At 58.3% G+C, this 18958-nt stretch carries 19 protein-coding genes and 1 pseudogene; 10 read left to right on the top strand and 10 right to left on the bottom strand.

The window, feature by feature from the left end; all coding sequences use genetic code 11:
• The first annotated feature begins 208 nt into the window (after window positions 1-208).
• Genes argE through FFM81_RS25800 form a run of 3 tightly spaced genes read left to right on the top strand, consistent with a single transcriptional unit; the run spans window position 209 to window position 2649 of the window.
• Window positions 209-1333 (top strand): acetylornithine deacetylase, encoded by a 1125-nt coding sequence (argE, locus tag FFM81_RS25810; protein ID WP_097536560.1) that lies wholly within the window; start codon window positions 209-211, stop codon window positions 1331-1333.
• A 9-nt stretch (window positions 1334-1342) separates the two neighbouring features.
• A complete protein-coding gene (locus FFM81_RS25805) occupies window positions 1343-2266 on the top strand; it encodes a 2-hydroxyacid dehydrogenase (protein ID WP_138386158.1) in 924 nt (307 codons plus the stop codon).
• Window positions 2267-2295: 29 nt separating this feature from the next.
• A complete protein-coding gene (locus FFM81_RS25800) occupies window positions 2296-2649 on the top strand; it encodes a cupin domain-containing protein (RefSeq protein WP_003567805.1) in 354 nt (117 codons plus the stop codon).
• Between the two features lie 285 nt (window positions 2650-2934).
• On the opposite strand, the pseudogene tnpC reads toward FFM81_RS25800, so the two are convergent.
• The 10 genes and pseudogenes from tnpC to FFM81_RS25750 form a co-directional block, all read right to left on the bottom strand.
• Window positions 2935-4522 (bottom strand): annotated as a pseudogene (gene tnpC, locus FFM81_RS25795) (IS66 family transposase).
• A gap of 51 nt (window positions 4523-4573) precedes the next feature.
• The gene (gene tnpB / locus FFM81_RS25790) at window positions 4574-4927 is read right to left on the bottom strand and encodes an IS66 family insertion sequence element accessory protein TnpB (protein ID WP_003584440.1); all 354 of its coding nucleotides are present in this window, start codon (window positions 4925-4927) and stop codon (window positions 4574-4576) included.
• Window positions 4908-5339: an IS66-like element accessory protein TnpA gene (gene tnpA, locus FFM81_RS25785; RefSeq protein ID WP_104827070.1), complete on the bottom strand. Its 432-nt coding sequence runs from the start codon at window positions 5337-5339 to the stop codon at window positions 4908-4910. Before tnpA ends, tnpB begins: the two co-directional genes overlap by 20 nt.
• Window positions 5340-5592: 253 nt before the next feature.
• Entirely contained in the window at window positions 5593-6036 is a 444-nt protein-coding gene (locus FFM81_RS25780; protein WP_003567803.1) for an Lrp/AsnC family transcriptional regulator, read from the bottom strand.
• Between the two features lie 19 nt (window positions 6037-6055).
• Window positions 6056-6841: a homoserine kinase gene (locus tag FFM81_RS25775; protein WP_138386157.1), complete on the bottom strand. Its 786-nt coding sequence runs from the start codon at window positions 6839-6841 to the stop codon at window positions 6056-6058.
• A gap of 29 nt (window positions 6842-6870) precedes the next feature.
• Window positions 6871-8268, bottom strand: a complete 1398-nt coding sequence (locus FFM81_RS25770; protein ID WP_025418501.1) for an aspartate ammonia-lyase — start codon at window positions 8266-8268, stop codon at window positions 6871-6873.
• An 11-nt stretch (window positions 8269-8279) separates the two neighbouring features.
• Window positions 8280-9158 (bottom strand): 4-hydroxy-tetrahydrodipicolinate synthase, encoded by an 879-nt coding sequence (gene dapA / locus FFM81_RS25765; protein ID WP_138386156.1) that lies wholly within the window; start codon window positions 9156-9158, stop codon window positions 8280-8282.
• Between the two features lie 50 nt (window positions 9159-9208).
• The gene (locus FFM81_RS25760; RefSeq protein ID WP_138386155.1) at window positions 9209-10621 is read right to left on the bottom strand and encodes an aldehyde dehydrogenase family protein; all 1413 of its coding nucleotides are present in this window, start codon (window positions 10619-10621) and stop codon (window positions 9209-9211) included.
• Window positions 10621-11682, bottom strand: a complete 1062-nt coding sequence (locus FFM81_RS25755) for a homoserine dehydrogenase (protein ID WP_003567792.1) — start codon at window positions 11680-11682, stop codon at window positions 10621-10623. Before FFM81_RS25755 ends, FFM81_RS25760 begins: the two co-directional genes overlap by 1 nt.
• A 245-nt stretch (window positions 11683-11927) precedes the next feature.
• Entirely contained in the window at window positions 11928-12404 is a 477-nt protein-coding gene (locus FFM81_RS25750; RefSeq protein ID WP_003567790.1) for an Lrp/AsnC family transcriptional regulator, read from the bottom strand.
• A gap of 172 nt (window positions 12405-12576) precedes the next feature.
• Between FFM81_RS25750 and FFM81_RS25745 the strand changes: the two genes are divergently transcribed.
• Genes FFM81_RS25745 through FFM81_RS25715 form a run of 7 tightly spaced genes read left to right on the top strand, consistent with a single transcriptional unit; the run spans window position 12577 to window position 18835 of the window.
• Complete coding sequence (locus FFM81_RS25745; RefSeq protein ID WP_138386154.1) at window positions 12577-13977, top strand: aspartate aminotransferase family protein; 1401 nt, start codon at window positions 12577-12579, stop codon at window positions 13975-13977.
• Window positions 13978-14006: 29 nt separating this feature from the next.
• Window positions 14007-14783: an amino acid ABC transporter ATP-binding protein gene (locus tag FFM81_RS25740; RefSeq protein WP_003567786.1), complete on the top strand. Its 777-nt coding sequence runs from the start codon at window positions 14007-14009 to the stop codon at window positions 14781-14783.
• Window positions 14784-14821: 38 nt separating this feature from the next.
• Entirely contained in the window at window positions 14822-15640 is an 819-nt protein-coding gene (locus FFM81_RS25735) for a transporter substrate-binding domain-containing protein (protein ID WP_138386153.1), read from the top strand.
• 60 nt (window positions 15641-15700) lie between these two features.
• Complete coding sequence (locus tag FFM81_RS25730; RefSeq protein ID WP_003567782.1) at window positions 15701-16414, top strand: ABC transporter permease subunit; 714 nt, start codon at window positions 15701-15703, stop codon at window positions 16412-16414.
• A gap of 1 nt (window position 16415) precedes the next feature.
• Complete coding sequence (locus tag FFM81_RS25725) at window positions 16416-17096, top strand: ABC transporter permease (protein WP_138386152.1); 681 nt, start codon at window positions 16416-16418, stop codon at window positions 17094-17096.
• Between the two features lie 23 nt (window positions 17097-17119).
• A complete protein-coding gene (locus FFM81_RS25720) occupies window positions 17120-17473 on the top strand; it encodes a cupin domain-containing protein (RefSeq protein ID WP_138386151.1) in 354 nt (117 codons plus the stop codon).
• Between the two features lie 42 nt (window positions 17474-17515).
• Entirely contained in the window at window positions 17516-18835 is a 1320-nt protein-coding gene (locus FFM81_RS25715) for an NAD(P)/FAD-dependent oxidoreductase (RefSeq protein ID WP_173883846.1), read from the top strand.
• Window positions 18836-18958: the final 123 nt, after the last annotated feature.

Genomic DNA, 18958 nt, shown 5'->3' with positions numbered 1-18958 from the left:
GGAGATCGGGTTATGAAGTGGCGACGTCGACAGACCCTGTTTCTGGTCGCCATGACCAAGGGTAGAAAGCTGGCCCGCCTAGTATTGATAGGGCGCCCGCCATCGGAGACGGCGCGGAAATCGGCATGTGTGTCCGACCGCGGCGCTGTCGCCCATCGGCTGTGCGCGGTGGCGTGCGCGTAGAGCCGCCGATAAGGGAGGACCTACGATGAATGTTAAGGACATACTGGAGCAGCTGGTCGGCTTTCCCTCCGTCGTCGGGACTCCGAACGGCGATATCGTCGCATGGGTGAAGACCTATCTCGAAAGTCATGGCGCCACCGTGACTGTCTTGCCGGGGCCGGAAGGGGATAGGGCAAACCTGTTCGCCACGATCGGCCCCAAAGATGAGTCCGGCTATATTCTTTCCGGGCATATGGACGTCGTTTCGGCCTCCGAACGGACTTGGACGTCGGATCCCTTCCGACTGCGGGCTGAGGGAAATCGGCTTTTTGGCAGGGGCGCCTCCGACATGAAGGGGTTTCTCGCCGCCGCGCTTGCCGGACTTCCCGCTATAGCGAAAATGCCATTGAGGCGCCCGATTCACTTCGCATTTTCGTATGACGAGGAAGCTGGCTGCCGCGGCGTACCGCATATGTTAAAGCAGATCGGGAACCTGTGCGCTCCTCCATTGGGAGCAATCATCGGTGAACCAAGCAGTATGGTGGCGATCCGCGGGCACAAGGGAAAGGCCGCCGCCCGCATCGAGATCCATGGCACGACCGGTCATTCGTCGCGCCCTGATAAGGGCCTGAACGCCATTCACGCCATGACTGCGGTGATGGGTGCGACGCTGAAGACCGTTGATGCCTTGAGAGACAGCGCCTTAGATCAGAACTTCGAGCCGCCGTATTCTACGCTACAGATAGGAACGATCACAGGCGGACGCAGCGTCAACATCATCCCGGATGTCTGCATCATGGAATTGGAAGCCCGCGCCGTGCCCGGCGTATCGCCAAAAGTTCTCCTGGAACAGATCAAGACAACGGCCGAGGCTTTGGCGAAAGACGGTTTCCGCGTCACGTGGGAAACCAGCAGCACCTATCCGGCGCTTTCGCTTGATGCCGACACGTCGCTCGCTCGGCTAATGGAGGAACTAACCGCAGCACCGACCGTGGCTGCCGTGAGTTACGGGACGGAGGCCGGACTCTATCAGGCAGCCGGCATCGACGCGATCATCTGCGGTCCCGGGGACATCTCCCGCGCCCACCGCGCTGACGAGTTCATCCGCCTCGACGAACTGGCTGCCTGCGAAGGGATGATCCTGCGGCTTGCCAAAACGCTGCAACAGTAGGAGAGCTTCATGGTTTTCTGGTTCAATTCGGATCGAGAAAGAGGTCGCGTCTTCGCCGAAGCTTTTGCACGCGACCTGCCCGATCTGCCCTTCGTGATGGATATTTCGGAGCGCGATCCGGACGAAATCCGGTACATTCTCACGTGGACCGCGCCGCCCGACCTCCATCGTTTCAGGAACTTGAAGGTTGTCTTCTCGATCGGCGCCGGCGTCGATCAATTCAAGCCAGAATCGCTTCCCCCAAACGTCATGCTCGTCCGGATGGTCGAGGACGGTATCGTGCGGATGATGCAAGAATATGTCACGCTCGCTGTGCTCGCCCTGCACCGCAAGTTGAAGGCCTATATCGAACAGCAGGCTGATGCCGCCTGGCTCTCGCTTCCTGTGCGACAAGCTGGCAAGCAGCGGATCGGCATCCTTGGCCTTGGCATGCTCGCCCAGGCCGTTATTGAGCGACTGAAGCCCTTCGGCTTTCCGCTTGCCGCCTGGAGCCGCTCGAAACGACAAGTGGATGATGTTGATTGCTATCACGGCCCGGAGGGCCTCACGCCGTTCCTTGCGCGCACAGACATCCTGATCTGTCTCCTGCCGCTGACCCAAGAGACACAAGGACTACTCGACGCCGGGGTCTTCGCGACCCTTCCATCGGGCGCGGCGCTCGTCCACGTGGGGCGCGGCGCGCAACTCGATCATGACGCGCTGCTTGCGGCTCTCGATGATGGACATCTGTCGGGTGCGGTCATCGATGTCACCGAACCTGAACCCTTGCCCCCCGAACATGGTTTCTGGAGGCACCCGAAGATCATCCTGACGCCGCACATCGCGAGCGTCACGCAAGCAGAAACGGCGGCCCGCGCCGTCATCGACAACATCAAACGCCTTCGCAACGGTCTCGACCCGATCGGGCTCGTCGATCGCGACCGCGGTTATTGAAGCTGCAACCAGGAGAGCAAGGAGAAAACATGTCCCTCCTCAAGACCATAGTACCCAACAGCACCGAAGCGCCTCGCGAGTCCAAGCCGGGGCCAGAACGCCTGATCTCCGGCGATCCCTCGTTCAAGAGCTGGCCCCAGGACGTTGCGCGAGACGATATAATTCACACCGGCGTCTGGGAAGCGACACCGGGCCTGACGCGCTCCGTCAAGGGAGAGACATTCGAGTTCTGCCACATCCTTGAAGGCATCGTGGAAATCACCCCGGACGGTGGTGAACCGGTGACCTACAAAGCAGGCGACAGTTTCGTGATGAAACCCGGATTTATCGGCACCTGGCGCACCGTCGAAACGGTCCGGAAAATCTACGTCACTGTCAACTAACCAATTTCGCCGCCTTCGTGCGCGCGTTGCGACTGATCGGCCCTGCACAACAACGAACAGTAAATCGGCGGAGAAGCGTTTGCTCTCCGCCGATGTGAGGGCGCCGACGCGAATGTCGGAGCCGAAGACGTGGGATTCAACATATGATCGGCAAGGGGTAGTCCGCTCGCCGATGACAGGCCGGCCACCAGTCTGGGACTCTCTTCATTCGTAAGCGCGATTTTCGCTGCACGTTGACGCCAACCGGTTGATTGGCATCGGATCAACGTTTGGAGCCGTATTGTGTCAGGCGGCTTCGGTTCTGGCGAAGTTGAACGGCAGCAGGTCGACGATGTCGGCCCTTTCGTCCCGCTGCGGCAACTCAGTGAGCACGTAGCGCAGCCAGGCGAGTGGGTCGACGCCACAGGCGCGGCAAGTCAGCATCAAACTGTAGACCACTGCTGGCCTTGGCTCCGTCGGCGGTGTCGCTGAACAGCCACGATTTTCTTCCGGTGGCAAAAACTCTGATTTCGCGTTCCAGAATGTTGTTATCGATCGGGATCCTGCCGTCGCTGGTGTAGCGTGTCAGGTAATCCCATTGGTTCAGGGTGTAGGAGACGGCGTCGCCGAGCTTGGTATCCGGCACGATCTTCGGCGCGATGGCGTCGAGCCACGCCTTTAGGGCCTTCAGGACAGGCAAGCTGTGCTGTTGGCGGAAACGGCGAATGCAATCAGCCGTCGTCTCACCGGCATCTGGGGTTTTGTCTCTTGCCTGCTTTTCAATCCGGTAGAGCTGCTCGAAGAACCGGAGTGCCTGTTCCGGCGGTCCGCCTCCATTCTTCCGGGTTTTGAGAGCCTCGACGAAGCGCCGTCGTGAATGAGCCATGCATCCGACATGAGTTGCGCCATGCAATGTGCGCCACGCGGTGTAGCCATCGGTCACCAATATGCCGCGGTAGTCACCGAGGAAGGCCTGGGGGTGGATCTGGCCTCGGCCGGGCTGATAATCGAGCAGTACGATTGGCTGGTCACTATCCTCGCCACTGCGATAAGCCCACATATACGATGTGCTGGTGGCCTCCTTGTCCTTTTCCTTCAGGACCTGGACTGTGGTCTCATCGCCATGAATGAGAGGCTTCGATCGCAGCCGCAGTTTCAGAGCGTCATAGATGCGATGCAGATGCTTCTCGCTTGAACCGATGACCCAGTGAGCGAGAGCGCCGCGGCTGATCGGCACGCCGGCCCGCTCAAATGTCTGCGCCACGCGATAGAGCGGTGTGCCATCGACGTATTTGTGGACGAGCGCGAAGGCTAGCGTCGAAGCGGTAGCGATGCTGCCCGGCAGGGGCTGCGTCGGCATCGGTGCGATCACGACGGGTGTGTTGATCCCGGTGCGGTCGCAATGGCGGCAGGCATATTTGAACCGGACGTTCTGCAGGACCTTTGCCTTGACTTCGATATGAAGCTGCTCGGTAACGGCCTCGCCCATGCGATGCATTTGACTATCGCAGCACGGGCAAGCCTTCTGATCGTCGGGAAGGTCATATTCGACACGCTCACGCGGCAGGTCTTCCGGCAGAGGTCTGCGGCCGCGCTTTTTTCCCACGGCGCTCTCGACCGCCGGCAGGCCCGTGTCCGGCAGATCGACAACGTCATCACCGTCGCCGCTGTCATCTTCGTCGGCAGCCTCTTCGGCTTCGTTGAAGAGGCGATCAACGTGCTTTTCGCTGCGGGGTGCAAAGCGATGCAGCTTTGCAAGCGCCAACTCCTCCTCAAGCTTGACGACCCGCTGCCAGAGCGCTTCCTTTTCGGCTTTGAGCGCAGCGATTTCGGCAGCATTGGCTGCCAATTGCGCCATCAGTTCTGCAATGCTCGGTTCGCCGGTGCGAGTCATCAGATTCTTGAATCTGAACCGCCCCTGCGCGTCAATCGCTATTCGCCATCCTCAGCCGGCGATCTGATACTGCCGCACCGGATGGCGGATCATCGCATCGATATCGATGCCGTCGAGAATCCAGTGGAGCTGTTCTGTCGTCAGCACAACGACCGGCACCTCGCGGCGGGGCCATCTGAACTTGTCCTCGGTCAACCGCTTCAGGATCAGCACAAAGCCGGACCGGTCGAAGAACAAAAGCTTCACCCGGTCACGACGGCGATTGCAAAAGGCAAAAACCGCAGGAGCAAAGGGATCCAGCGCCATCGTCTCCTGGACCAGGACAGCAAGGCTGTTGATGCCGGCCCGAAAGTCGATCGGCTCGCGATGCAGGTAAACCTTGAGATCAGCGCCAAGTCTGAACATGACCCAGCGCTCCGATGATTGCCGTCAATGCATCTACGTCACCGCATTCCAACGTCAGCTTCACGCCGTTCGGCAGTGACGCGCTCACCTTCGCTGGAGAGGGCAGCGGCCGGTTCCTCTCTGCTTTCCGAGGCAGCTCTTCACCAAACTCAAACTCGTCGCTGGCCGCGGTGATTTGCACCGGAATAAAAGACGATGTCGAAGACGGCGGCGACGCAAGGGGCTGGGTATGTTTCCGTATCCACTTCCAAACGAGGTTCGCGTTGACCCCGTGTTCGCGCGCGAGTTTCGATACCGATGCGCCAGGTTCAAGGCAGGCCGCAATAAGGCGGTCTTTCGAACTTTGATCGAAACGGCGTCTCCCATTCCGACCGACCAGCCGCACGGCAAGTTTTTGACCTTCTTCCATCACTTGGTGTCCACCTATTTTGGTGGACACCTCATGCCAAAGCTCACTCAATTGCAGAAGGTGCGGGGAAAATCGCGCTTTCCTTCATTCGAAGCCCCATGAGGTGAACAACAGCTCGGATCGGCCTGCTTGCTGGAATGATCATAGTCCGCTCGCACAGAGCTATGGTGGCCCATTTTGCGCGTCCGCCATTAGAGTCCGGAGCCGGGGCAGTTGTTGGGCGGACACCTGCCCCTTTTTCACCGATCACACCGGATTATCTTCGGATTACAGAGGATAGGGCGAACGCAGTCAGTGTGTCGCGCACGCCGGGCATCTCGGCGATCAATTGCCAAATCTGCCGGATGCGGTCGGCCTCGGGGGACTCGACCCGCACGAGGAGATCGAAATCACCGGTCATAACGTCGCAAGCAACGACTTCTGGGATCTTTCGTAGCGCCTGAACGACTTCGCCGCCCCGCATGCGATCGTGCCGATAGACGAAAATCAATGCGGTTGTGACGTTTTGGCTATTCCCTCCATCCCCGGTGAGGATTGTATATCCCTTGATGAAGCCTTCTCGTTCGAGACGTTCGATTCGCACCCGCACGGCGTTGCGAGAAAGGTTCACCTTCGCCGACAAATCCGCGTGCGAGATACGGGCGTTGGCCTTCAATTCGACAAGTATCTGTTCGTCAGTTCGATCGAGAAGATATTTCATGGATATTGAGCTGGGCCGCTTAACCTAGAATGTCGGGGGTTACGGACCGATAAGCTAACACGGCGATTTCCGGTAGTAATGTTCTTTCCTTCTTGCTCGAAAATCGCCTTGATGTCGAAGCCATTATGAACCCTGGCAGCGCCTTTTTTTCCGCATCAGTCAGGCTGCGGACTCCCTGATACCCCTGCAGCAGCGCTCGCGCCCGCTCTTTGTTCAGCTCTCCATTGATCTCGCCGGCCCAACCGACAAGCGCATCAGCAAGCTCCGACACCAGCGAGTCCTCGTGCCGAAGCCTGAAATTGATGACCCCGCTGACGTCTTCTCCGAGGAAAAAGACGTTCTCCTGGACCAATGCGCCATGAATTGCGCCAGTGGGAAGATCCGTCGATTTGCACTTCGCTTTTCGTTCTAAGACAGTGTGCATTTCAGCCATCACGCGGCCCAGACTGAGGCATTTTGCCGGGTTTGCAAATGTGGGTGAGGCGCCGGGTACGAAGCTGACGATGGCAACCAATCGACCTGCGGCCCGAGACGTGGCGTGGCCGTCGACAGTGCGTAGCGGCTTCGGGCAGGGGACGCCATGTCGATAAAGCGCCTCCATAGTTTCGAAGGCCCTTTCCAGATCTGAAGGTTGGGCTCCGTTCTCGAATAGTGTTACGATGAATTCGCCTTCCCTCGTCCGAAACAGATAGGTCGTCTCGCAGTCGCCGTCCGCGATGCCAATCACCGACAGAAGCGACGTCAAGCCATAAGCCGCGGTAATGAGTTGGCGATCTTCGTCAGAAAGCTCAGTAAAAACAGCCATTTCAACCCCTTATGTGGCCGATGCACGCATCAGAAATTTGCGAAGGCCGCGCTACCTTCAAAGAGCTCTTCAACTTGACCGGAGGCTAGGATGCCTTCCTCTTCCACGACCTGCCGCAGCCCCCGCTTTTCGGTCAGGGCTTTCTTGGAAAGCTGGGCTGCCTTACTGTAGCCGATTAGCATCGCCAACGGTGTCGCTAGGACAAGAGACTGATCGAGGAGGTCCTTGCAACGGTCGACATCAACTTCAATGCCAGCGACGCACCGCTGCTTAAAAATTTCCATGCCCCGCGTCAACATCCGCATGGACTGTAGGATGTTGAGGATGATTACCGGCTCCATCGCATTGAGTTGCAACTGCCCCGCACTTGCCGCCAGGGTGACAGTAAGATCATTTCCGATAACCTGAAATGCGATTTGGTTCATCATTTCCGGAATGACGGCGTTGACTTTGCCGGGCATGATCGAGGAACCGGCCTGTACAGGCGGAAGTCGGATTTCTCCCAAGCCGCCCCTCGGCCCACTGCTCAAGAGCCGCAGATCATTGCAGACCTTTGTCAGCTTCACAGCCATCCGCTTGAGGACACTTGAGATGGAAACGAAGCCACCGGTGTCGGACGTGGCCTCAATCAGATTTCGAGCTCGGATGAGCTGGATACCGGAAATCTGTGTGAGGTGGGCGCAAGCCGCGGCTGGAAAGCCGCGGGGGACGTTGATCGAAGTTCCGATCGCGGATCCGCCGAGATTAACCTCTTTCAACAGCCCGGAAGCGGACTGCAGTTGGTTGATATCTTCGTCGATCAGCTCGGCGAACGCATCAAATTCCTGCCCGACTGTCATTGGGACGGCGTCCTGCAACTGAGTGCGGCCGACCTTCAGCACAGTCGCATATTCATTCGCCTTGGCGCGGAATGCTTCGCGCAGCCCGACCTGGGACTCGATCAACCCTTCGCAAGCACGAAGAATGGTCAGACGCAGCGCGGTCGGATAGACATCGTTTGTCGACTGGGACAAGTTCACTTCATCGTTCGGATGAAGCTTGTCATAGTCGCCCACATTCGCACCGAGCTTCAAGAGCGCCAGGTTCGCAACAACTTCATTCACGTTCATGTTGGTGGACGTTCCGGCGCCACCCTGCATCATATCGACCGGGAAGTTCTCATCAACGCATTTCAACTCGATGAGCTCATCGCAAGCCTCTGAGATCGCCGACGCTTTCTCCGCTGACAGAAGGCCAAGCTCGGCGTTTGCACACGCGGCCGCTTTCTTGACCATAGCCATAGACTGAATGAGTTCGGGGAAGTCTTTCAGGCGAAGGCCTGAAACGGTGAAGTTGAGCTCGGCTCGCCGCGTATGGACACCGTAGAGAACGTCACCGGGGATAGGGAGGGGGCCGATCAAATCGGTCTCTATGCGTTCAATTCCCATTCACCGCTCCCCTAGTCCAGAATTCCGGCGTGGCGCATGGCATGAGTGATAACCTCTTTGACAGGCTGGCTCACCTCCACGAGGGGGAGGCGGAGGTCACCGCGGATCTTCGAGAGTTGCGCCAGCGCGAATTTCACCCCAGCCGGGCTGGTCTCGAGGAATAGCGCGCGATGCAGGGGCATCAGTCGATCTTGAAGAGCCAGTGCTGCCGCGAAGTCGCCTTTCAGGCATGCCCGCTGGAAGTCTGCACACAGCCGGGGAGCGACGTTCGCGGTCACGGAGATACAACCGTGGCCGCCGTGGGCCATGTAACCCAGCGCCGTGCCGTCTTCGCCGGTGAGAAGATTGAACTCATTGCCGCAGGCCATACGCTCCAGCGACGGGCGCAAGAGATTGCCTGTCGCGTCCTTGACACCCTTAACGTAGGGACAATCTCTAAAAATCCGGGCAAGCGTTTCGACTTCAATATCGATCACGCTCCGACCCGGGATATTGTAGACAATGATCGGAGCCGTAGCTTCAGCGTCGATGGCCTTGAAGTGCTGATAGATTCCCTCTTGGGTGGGTTTATTGTAGTAGGGCGCGACGATCAGCAAACCGTCCGCGCCGGCCTCCTGTGCGTGCCGCACGAAGCTGATCGCTTCCTCCGTGCTGTTGGAGCCGGCGCCAGCAATCACCGGAACGCGACCGTTCGCTGCCGCGACCGCGAGTTCCACGACTTGCTTGTGTTCGGCATGGCTGAGGGTCGGGCTTTCCCCCGTTGTTCCGCAGGGGACGAGCCCTGACGTGCCTTCGGCGATCTGCCATTCAATGAGGCTGCGGAGGGCAATCTCATCGACTTTCCCATCGGCAAAAGGGGTGACAAGGGCAGTGATGGATCCGTTGAACATCTTGACTTCCAAAAACGACGATGGGTTCAAATTGGCGCCGGCGCCGGCGATCAGTGCTGCAGCGACGTGATGCAGACGACCTTCGGCTGGGTCATGTCCTCATAAGCAAAGCGAACGCCTTCGCGCCCCATGCTGCCGTATTTGAATCCGCCAAACGGCATTGCGTCGAACCGATAGTCGGACGACTGGTTGATCATGACACCGCCGGCATCGATCCGCTTGGCGGCCTCCAGAGCACTGGCAAGATCGTTGGTAAAGATCCCGGCATGGAGGCTATATTCCGGCGTGTTAGCCAACTCTATTGCCTCTTCAAGTTCATCGAACGGCTGCAGCATGACGACCGGGGCGAAGACTTCCTCATTCAGGACGTCGCACGTGGCCTGCACGTTTTCCAGGACGGTCGGGGGATAGAGTGTGCCTGCTGGCTTGTGACCGCAAAGCAGCGTCGCGCCGGCAGCAATTGCTCGTTCCACCATGGCGGCGGCGCGGTTCACCGCACGTTCGGAGATCATCGGACCCATGTCAGTCTCAGCGTTCATCGGATCGCCGGTCTTCATCCGGACGGTTTGGGCCACGAACTCGGTCTTGAAGTGTTCATAGACCGAGCGTTGCACCAGAATCCGCTGCGTTCCGATGCAGTTCTGGCCAGCCGCCCAGAAGGCGCCTGACACACAATCTTCCACGGCGGCCTGAACATCGCTGTTTTCCATCACGATAACCGGCGCATTGCCACCGAGATCCATTGCGAGCTTCTTGATGCCTGCAGATCTCGCAATGGCCTCGCCCGTGACAAATCCCCCTGTAAAGGAGATCATGCGAACGTCTTTTGCCGAGACAAGTGCCTTGCCCAGGTCGGCGCCGCCGACAGCGACCGTGATGACCTCTTCCGGCAAGCCGCTTTCGATCAAGACCTCTACCAACTTGATGGCGGAGAGAGGCGTAAGCTCCGACGGCTTCAGCAGTACCGCGTTTGCGCCGGCAACGGCGGGGCCAAGCTTGTGGGCCACGAGATTGAGCGGGTCGTTGTAAGGCGTGATCGCGGCGATGATCCCTAGCGGCGCCCGGGTATACCAGCCCTGACGAGATTCCGAGCCAGCATAGGCATCAAACGGAATGACTTCGCCAGCATTGCGCTTGGCTTCTTCGGCGGAGAGCTTCAGTGTGTTGACACAACGTGTCGCCTCCTTGCGGGCCTGGGCAATTGTCTTCCCCGCCTCCTGAACGATCAGGAGCGCAAACTCCTCCTTGCGTTCTTCGATGGTGGCTGCGGCCCTTTCGAGAATTGCAGAGCGCTGGTGGCGGGGGAGCGACCGGGCAATCTGCGCGCCGCGCCTGGCGCGTTCGAGTAACAGGTCCACAGCCTCGGCACTGGTCTCTGGGATTGCGCCGACAAAGCTTCCATCGAACGGATTAGTGACGATGATCTCCTTGGAAGAGGCGGGTTTCAAGGCGAGACCGGGCATCACGCGGCCTCCTTCGCGAAATTTGCCGACTGCGCATTGTGTATAGCCACGATGTCGGACAGCAGCGCGTAGGCGGTTTCGACTCGACCGGCGCCCGGGCCACTCATTGTGACTGGGCCGAGAAGCTCTGTGTTCAGCGATACCGCGTTGGTGGCGCCATTGACGCCGGTGAGCGGATGTCCGAGGGCAAGCTGTTTGGGCGCGACACTGCCGGTTATCGTCCCGTCGGCATTGCGAACTGCTGACCCGACCAGTTTCCAACGCCTTCCAGTCTTGGCAGCTGCTTGAATGTCGGAGGGAGAAAGCTTGGAGATGCCGTTGCAGGAGACATCCTCGGGCTTGAGATTTGCTCCCAGCAGCTCATTTGCTAAGATCACGACTTTCAGGCGAACGTCGAAACCCTCGACATCGGCGGTCGGATCGGCTTCGGCATAGCCCAGCGCCTGCGCTTCCGCGACGGCGCTGGCAAAGTCGAGACCCTCCTCCATGCGGCCGAGGACGAAGTTCGACGTGCCGTTGAGGATCCCTTCGAACCCTTTCACCTCTGCGCCGGCAAGGGTCTTCTCTGCCATCCTTATGACGGGCGTGCCGCTCATGACGGAGCCCTCATACTCGAAATGAACGCTGTTCGCCTTGGCAAGGGCCTTCAGTTCCCGAGCAGCGATTGCGACAGGCCCCTTGTTCGTGGTGACGACGTGCTTGCCCGAGTTCAGAGCCCAGCGGCAGTGCGAAACCGCCGGTTCGCCGTCCATCGGGTTCGTAAATGTCGCCTCTACGACGATGTCGGCAGGCGCCGTCTTGATGATGGCTTCGTTATCGGCCTCGGCATTGCCGCCGGAGAGCCGGCCAAAACCGCCTTTCGCGAAATTCGCCTCCACGAGGGTTTTGGCATCCAGGCCATTCGGCGAAATGACGGAGCCCAGATGGAGATCGCTGACCGCAACGATGTTCAGGCGGAAACCAAGGTCCCGTTCCCACAGTGGATTCTTTATGGCGATGAGCTCGGCCAAAGCCCGGTTGACGCCACCAAATCCGATTAGGGCAATATTGTAGATCTTCATGTGGTTTCCTCCGATGAGCGATTTATGCGCATATCATCAGATGCAAATCGCTCAGTCGGAACGGGACAAATAGACCAATCTGCCGTGCATTTTGCTCATGATGCTGACCGCTTGCCCGTCCAGTCCGGCCCCAGCGCGCGGCGGGATAGGTGGTTCGTGCGAAGAAACCGGCTCGCCCCAGCAATACGTCGAAGTGGCAATCTTTGCGCAAAGTGGACGCGTCTGAGCGGCTGTCTGCGGAAACCTCAGGAAAAGTGATCAAAGTCGATCGGAACTGAAAAGCCAGTCTTGACGCGGTCCATGACCACCATTGTCTTGAAGCCTTTGATATCGGGATTTTCATAGAAGAACTTGCGGGTGAAGACCTCATAGTCCTCCATGCTCTCGGCAGTGACGATGAGGACGAAATCCGCATCTCCCGTTACATAGTAGCCGTTCATTACTTCCGGCGTCTGCCGGATCGATTGTTTGAACCGATCGACGATGTCGGCTCTTTCGCGCTCAAGCGTGACCAGTACAAGCATTGCGATCGGTCGGCCGACAGATTTGGGTTTCACAACCGCAACCTCCGCCTCAATCACTCCGGCCTCGCGCAGCCGCTTGAGGCGCCGCTGCACCGCAGTGGCCGAAAGACCGACCATCGCACCGAGCTCCTCGCTGCTGTGCCTGTTATGATTCTGCACAATGTTGAGAAGACGAGCATCTAGTCGATCGAGCTGCATTTGGAAACTCCGCAGGATTTCGTCATTTATCGCGCCTAAAAAGCAGGATTTCCTCGTCAGAGCAACACCTACGTCGGAAATGAGCGTCTCAGTGCTTCTACGCTTCACAGACAAGACAGAGGCGACAGAGACGTTCAGCCCACGATGACCTCGCTGCATGAGGAATTGAGAAATGACCAATATTGCTGAAATAGCTGAGATGGATCGCAGGACCGTTCTGCATCCATTCACCTACCTTAAAAATTACGCCGCCGGGGAGACCGATCCTACCATCGTCGAGACTGGAAAAGGCGTTCGTATCCGCGACGCATCCGGCCGGGAATATCTGGACGGGTTTGCGGGCCTCTACTGCGTGAATGTCGGCTACGGCCGGACCGAAGTCGCCGAAGCGATCGCCCGGCAGGCCTACAAGCTTGCCTATTACCATTCCTACGCCGGACACACGACCGAGGAGCTCGCACGACTTTCGGATCGACTGGTGCGAATGGCGCCAGGCAATATGTCCAAGGTCTTCTACGGGCTGTCCGGTTCGGACGCGAACGAGACGCAAGCGAAGATCGTCTGGTATTACAACAATCTTCGCGGGAAAGCGCAAAAGAAGAAGATCATCTCGCGTGAGCGTGGCTATCATGGCTGTTCTGTGGTTTCCGGTTCCATGACGGGCTTGAGCTTTTACCACGATCATATGGATCTACCGGTTTCGGGGATTCTGCGTACCGGCCTGCCGCATTTCTATCGCGGCGCGATACCTGGCGAGACCGAAGAAGCCTTTTCACAGCGTCGCGCTGATGAATTGGAAGCGCTTATTCTCGCCGAAGGGCCGGACACTGTCGGCGCCTTCATTGCGGAGCCGGTCCTTGGAACGGGAGGCATTACACCGCCGCCGGCAGGATACTGGCCGAAAATCCAAGCTGTGCTGAAGAAGTACGACGTACTGCTGATTGCCGACGAGGTGGTCTGCGGGTTTGGCCGCACCGGTGCCATGTTCGGTTCGGATCTCTACTGTATGAATCCCGATCTGATCACCGTCGCCAAGGGCTTGACCTCAGCCTATGTGCCGCTGTCGGCGGCCATCGTTTCGCAGAAAGTCTACGAGGTCATGGAGGAGGCGACGCCGCGTGTGGGCTCCTTCTCACACGGTTACACCTATTCCGGTCATCCGATCGGCGCTGCGGCCGCGAACGCAGTGCTTGATATCGTCGAGCGTGAAAATCTGGCCGGACAGTCCGCGACGAAAGGCGCTTATCTTTTGCAACGGTTGAAGGCAGAGTTTGATCAGAACCCGATCGTCGGGGAAGTTCGTGGCGTCGGCATGCTTGCTGCCATCGAGTTCGTTTCCGATCGCGGTACCCGGGCTTCGTTCGATCCGGGCCTGAAAGTCGGCGCGCGCATCTCCCAAGCCGCTCGAAATCGCAACCTCATTGCGCGCGCAATGCCGCATGGAGACATTCTGGGCTTTGCACCACCACTCGTGATGACGGAAGCGGAAATCGACGAAATGGTTGCGATCGCAAGGGCTGCCGTTGACGAGGTGCTGCGGGAGCTGGACTCCCAGGGATTGGTGGCGGGATAACGAATGGGCACTCGTCTGAGGCTTTGCGCATGAACGCAATTCTAAAGGTTCACGAACTTACAAAGACGTTTGGATCGACGAAGGTGCTGGATGGTATCAGCTTCGACATGAGACAAGGTGAGGTCATTTCTCTGATCGGGTCGTCCGGATGTGGAAAAAGCACCGCACTTCGCTGTATCAACTTTCTGGAGACGCCTACATCAGGTCGGATCGAGTGCATGGGCCAGTCCGTCTCCGTCGTCAATGACGAGCGCGGCCGTAGTCAGATCGTCAACGGTCGCGATATCAGGAACCTTCGCAGACACATCGGCATGGTGTTCCAGAACTTCAATCTCTGGCCTCACCTGAGCGTCCTGTCCAACGTGACCGAGGCACTCGTTTGGGTGCTGAAACTCGGGAAGAAAGACGCCGAAGAGGTTGCGCTCTCGGCCTTGTCGAAAGTCGGCATGGCGAGCTTCCGCAACCGCTATCCGCAACAGCTTTCGGGCGGGCAGCAACAACGCGTCGCGATTGCGCGCGTTCTGGCAATGAGACCAAAACTGATGCTGTGCGATGAGCCGACATCTGCACTGGACCCCGAACTCGTGGGCGAAGTGCTGAAAGTCATAAGGGCGCTGGCGGAAGCGGGGGCTACCATCCTCCTCGTCACGCATGAAATGCGGTTCGCACGGGATGTGTCGAACCGGATGATATTCCTGCAAAACGGCCGCCTTGAGCAGGATGACGAACCGAAGGAATTGTTTCGAAATCCCGCGACGGAAGGGGTGAAGCGGTTTCTATCGACAGTGATGGCGGCCAACGCCTGAAAACCGCACTACAACGAAAACCATAAGGGGTAACAATCATGATCAACAGCAATCTCATCAAGTCAGCATTCACGACCAGCCTTCTCGTCTGCGCACTGGCGACGGGCGCGTCGGCAAAGGACGGCGTTCTGCGCATCGGGACGGAGGGCGATGCGCCGAAGTTCAGCATGGCCGATCCGAGCGGCACGGTAACCGGTTTCGACGCCGATATCGCCAACGGCATCTGCGCCGAGCTGAAACTGAAGTGTGAATTCGTCGTACAGACATTCAGCTCGCTGGTGCCTTCGATGGACAGCGATCGCTTTGACGTCATCATTTCCGGCCTCGGTATCACCGCCGAACGTCAGAAGAAGATCGACTACTCCATCCCCTATGCGACAACACCACTCTATTTCGCTGTCGCCAAGGACTCCCCGCTTGCAGGTCTCAAGAGCCTCGCCGAAATCGAGAAGGCTCTCCAGGGCAAGAGTGTCGGCGTCGTCACCGGGACGACCTACGCCAGGTTCATTGAGAAGCGGCTGAACGGCGCCGATCTTAAGACATACGACGCCGTCACGCAGCTGACCGCCGATCTCGCGAGCGGCCGTATTGACATCGCCTTCGCGGATTCTCCGACATGGATGGATTTTCTCGCAACGCCTGACGGCGCCAACTTCACCAGAATCGACCTGAAAATCATGGCCATGGACGACCCAGACGTCCTTGGCCATGGCATGGGAGTCGGGATGCGCAAAGGCAATACCGAGCTCAAGACCAAGGTTGATGCCGCCCTCTGCAAGATGATCAACGATGGCAAGGTCAAGGAAGCATCGATGCATTGGTTCCAGGACGACTACACGATTCCCTGCAAAAAGTGATCGTTTCGAACATGAAGCCTGCCTTGGCACGGGCCAAGGCAGGTCACGGGGATTGTGTCCATGTTGGGTGACCTTTGGGTGTTGATGGTGGAGCAAAGTTGGGCGCTCGCTCTGCTGAAAGGAAGTGTCGTCACGATCGCGATCGGTTTGATCGGAATGACATGCGGTTTTCTGGTTGCAACGCCCTTGGCCATCATGCGCTGGCGGAAGGTCAAGGTCGTTTCGCAACTGGTCGACGGGTACAGCATTCTTGTTCGTGGCGTTCCGGGCTTGTTGGTCATCTATCTCCTGTTTTTCGGGTCGATCGAGTGGGTGAAGGCGATTACGGCTGCGTTCGGCTACCAGGACTCGGCTGATAACGCATACCCCTATATCATCGGGGTAATCGCGATTGCCGTCATCTCGTGCGCCTATTCGATCGAAGTCATCCGGGGTGCGCTTCAGGCGGTGCCTTACGGTCTGCTGGAAGCCGCTCAGTCGCTCGCGTTGCCAAGAGGTGTAACGTTTATGCGCATCACGTTCCCACTGGCACTGCGACTGGCGCTTGGCGGGATCAACAACGTCTGGCAGATGACGATCAAGGACACGTCGCTCGTCTCGGTCGTCGGCTTACAGGAATTGATGAGGACGGCTGCCATCGGTGCGGGAATCACACGATCCCCGCTGCTTTTCTACTGTATCGCTGCGGCGCTCTTCTTCTGCATGACCGCAGTCAGTCAAACCGCGTTTTCCAGCGCAGAACGTGCGCTCGACCGCGGCTTCCGAGGACGCTGACATGGATCTTGGGATAATTGCGTATGCCGTTCCGTTCCTTGTCATAGGTGCCAAGACGACCTTGCTGATCGCCGTATTCGGCGTCGGTATTGGGCTTCCCTTTGGTGTCGCCGTCGGGCTCGCGCGCTGCTCGAGAAGCCAGGCATTGCGCCGCGTTTGCGACGCTTACTGTGCGATCTTCCGCGGCACGCCTATGCTGGTGCAGGTCTTCGTCATCTATTACGGCTTGGCCCAGGTGAGTTTTATTCGTCAGAATCCGTTTCTGTGGTGGATGATTGGAGACGGGTTGAGCGCTGCGGTCCTTGCCGTGGTGCTCAACACAGGTGCCTACACAGCCGAGATTTTCCGCACGGCTTTCCTCTCCCTGCCCAAAGGACTTATCGAGGCGGCAGAAGCCTGCGGCATGCACCCGTGGCATGTCTTTAGGAGGGTGAAATTTCCCCTTGCGGTGCGCCAGGCGCTTCCGGCCTATAGTAGCGAGGCAGCGATCATCGTAAAGGAATCCAGCCTCGCATCCACGATTACCGTTCTGGAAATCACCGGATATGCGAAGCGGCTCATGAGCGAGACGTTCGCGATCATGGACATCTTCATCATCACCGCAGCGTTCTATCTCACCATAAATATCGTCGTCTTGACGGGTTTGAAACTCCTCGAACGGCGCCTTTCGCTTGCCCGATAAACAGATCCAAGAAAGGTCTTCCAATGTCCAAACTCACTTTCGTCGATTGCGGCAACCTGCCTCAACCGCGTAAGGGCCAGCCCGCGCCTGAAAGCCTTGTCGAGGGTAATCCGCAGTTTCTTTCCTGGGACATTGCGCAGACGGCCGACGGCGTCGTTCGCTCCGGCGTCTGGGAAGCGACGCCCGGCGCCTACCGCTCGATCAAGGGCGAAACTTTCGAATTCTGTGTCATTCTTTCGGGCGTGTCCGAACTGATCGAGGATGGCTGTGAGCCGCGGCGCATCGTTGCCGGCGACGCTTTCGCCATGCATCCGGGTTTCGTCGGAACCTGGAGGGTGATCGAAACGACGCGCAAGCTCTGGGTTTGCCGAGACTAAGTCAAAATCAATTGAAATCCTCTATCCGGAACTTAAGCTCTCATGGCCCAGGCTCAAGCGCATCCCATTAAGTCCACGCCCTACTGGTGGGAGGACAGCACATTTCCCGCCCTGCCAGCGCGGAACCTCGAGAAGACGTGCGACGTGGCGATCGTTGGAGGAGGGTACACGGGTTTGTCGGCGGCCCTCGAGCTTGCCCGTGCCGGTAAGCATGTCCAGCTGTTTGACCGTCAAGCCCTTGGCCTCGCGGCATCGGGCCGCAATGGAGGCATGGCCAGCGGAAGCATCCGCCCGGGGCGCAAGGATCTGGTCAGGCGGTTCGGGCAGGAGAGGGCGCAAGCCATTCTCCTGGAAGGTAAGGCGGCGCGAGAGGATCTCTGGCGCTTCCTCAGAGATGAGAACATCGAATGCGATTTCTCGCTGTCTGGCGCCTTCAGCGGGGCCATGACGGTTGATCAAGCCGACGAACTCCGTCGTCAGGCAGAGTTTCTGCATCAGAATCTCGGCATCGAGGCATATCCGGTGGAAAGGGCCGATGTTCCGAAGTTCATCGGAACCGACCTTTATGTCGGAGGCCTTGTGCGCAATGACATCGGTGGGCTGCAGCCGGCCAAGCTTCTTGCGGCCATGATCGATCTGGTAAGTTCATCGTCGGCGATCATACATGAAAATACCGCAGTCCTTGGATCGAAAAGCGAGGCCGAAGGCGTGCGAATTCAAACGCAGCGCGGAGAGGTTTTCGCCAGAAAACTTCTTGTCTGCACTGATGGCTACACCGACGGTTTCGACCCGTGGCTCCGTCGCCGCCTTGTTCCTGTCCGCAGCAGGATAATCGCGACTGAACCGCTCGACAGAGAGGTGATAGATCGGCTGATGCCGCCACGCCTGATGTATGGCGACCTGCGTAAGCTCAGCTACTATTATCGACCATCGCACGACGGATCTCGGATCTTGTTCGGCGGACGCGACGGCACGACCGAAGGAGACTCCGCCGCTCCGATTGCACATCTGCAAAGCGAACTTGCGCGACTTTTTCCCGAACTCGCAGGAATAGGTCTTACGCACAGCTGGTTCGGCTATGTCGCCATGAACCGCGACATGATCCCGCGCATGTTCTCCCGCGGAAATACAGTCTATGCGACCGGCTATTGCGGCTCCGGTGTCGTATGGGCCAGATGGCTGGGCAAGAAGGCGGCGTTCAAGATCCTCGGTGACCCGGAACAATCGCGTTCAGCGTTCGATTTCGATGCCGCTCCGAGGGCCGTGCCATTCTTCAAGGGCAAACCCTGGTTCATTCCTATCGTTTACTCGATGTATGCGCGGCACGACAGGAAGATGCTCCTCAGACGCCTGAAGGGCTGAGGTTCAGATGCCATACTCGTTTCTGCAAGTCCGCCACGGCACCGAAAAAGGTTCGTGCCGTCCGCTTGCAATCAAGCCCCTGCGTTGGCGCTATGCGCAGCAGACAACAACTGGCAGAGGCCG

The organism is Rhizobium hidalgonense (assembly GCF_005862185.2).
Classification (GTDB): Bacteria; Pseudomonadota; Alphaproteobacteria; order Rhizobiales; family Rhizobiaceae; genus Rhizobium; species Rhizobium hidalgonense.
This window is presented reverse-complemented; position numbering and strand designations above follow the sequence as displayed.

Coding starts and splice junctions, on each gene's coding strand:
- argE (WP_097536560.1), top strand. CDS start 209: ATGAATGTTAAGGACATACTGGAGCAGCTGGTCGGCTTTCCCTCCGTC.
- FFM81_RS25805 (WP_138386158.1), top strand. CDS start 1,343: ATGGTTTTCTGGTTCAATTCGGATCGAGAAAGAGGTCGCGTCTTCGCC.
- FFM81_RS25800 (WP_003567805.1), top strand. CDS start 2,296: ATGTCCCTCCTCAAGACCATAGTACCCAACAGCACCGAAGCGCCTCGC.
- tnpB (WP_003584440.1), bottom strand. CDS start 4,927: ATGTTCAGACTTGGCGCTGATCTCAAGGTTTACCTGCATCGCGAGCCG.
- FFM81_RS25780 (WP_003567803.1), bottom strand. CDS start 6,036: ATGAAATATCTTCTCGATCGAACTGACGAACAGATACTTGTCGAATTG.
- FFM81_RS25775 (WP_138386157.1), bottom strand. CDS start 6,841: ATGGCTGTTTTTACTGAGCTTTCTGACGAAGATCGCCAACTCATTACC.
- FFM81_RS25770 (WP_025418501.1), bottom strand. CDS start 8,268: ATGGGAATTGAACGCATAGAGACCGATTTGATCGGCCCCCTCCCTATC.
- dapA (WP_138386156.1), bottom strand. CDS start 9,158: ATGTTCAACGGATCCATCACTGCCCTTGTCACCCCTTTTGCCGATGGG.
- FFM81_RS25760 (WP_138386155.1), bottom strand. CDS start 10,621: ATGCCCGGTCTCGCCTTGAAACCCGCCTCTTCCAAGGAGATCATCGTC.
- FFM81_RS25755 (WP_003567792.1), bottom strand. CDS start 11,682: ATGAAGATCTACAATATTGCCCTAATCGGATTTGGTGGCGTCAACCGG.
- FFM81_RS25750 (WP_003567790.1), bottom strand. CDS start 12,404: ATGCAGCTCGATCGACTAGATGCTCGTCTTCTCAACATTGTGCAGAAT.
- FFM81_RS25745 (WP_138386154.1), top strand. CDS start 12,577: ATGACCAATATTGCTGAAATAGCTGAGATGGATCGCAGGACCGTTCTG.
- FFM81_RS25740 (WP_003567786.1), top strand. CDS start 14,007: ATGAACGCAATTCTAAAGGTTCACGAACTTACAAAGACGTTTGGATCG.
- FFM81_RS25735 (WP_138386153.1), top strand. CDS start 14,822: ATGATCAACAGCAATCTCATCAAGTCAGCATTCACGACCAGCCTTCTC.
- FFM81_RS25730 (WP_003567782.1), top strand. CDS start 15,701: ATGTTGGGTGACCTTTGGGTGTTGATGGTGGAGCAAAGTTGGGCGCTC.
- FFM81_RS25725 (WP_138386152.1), top strand. CDS start 16,416: ATGGATCTTGGGATAATTGCGTATGCCGTTCCGTTCCTTGTCATAGGT.
- FFM81_RS25720 (WP_138386151.1), top strand. CDS start 17,120: ATGTCCAAACTCACTTTCGTCGATTGCGGCAACCTGCCTCAACCGCGT.
- FFM81_RS25715 (WP_173883846.1), top strand. CDS start 17,516: ATGGCCCAGGCTCAAGCGCATCCCATTAAGTCCACGCCCTACTGGTGG.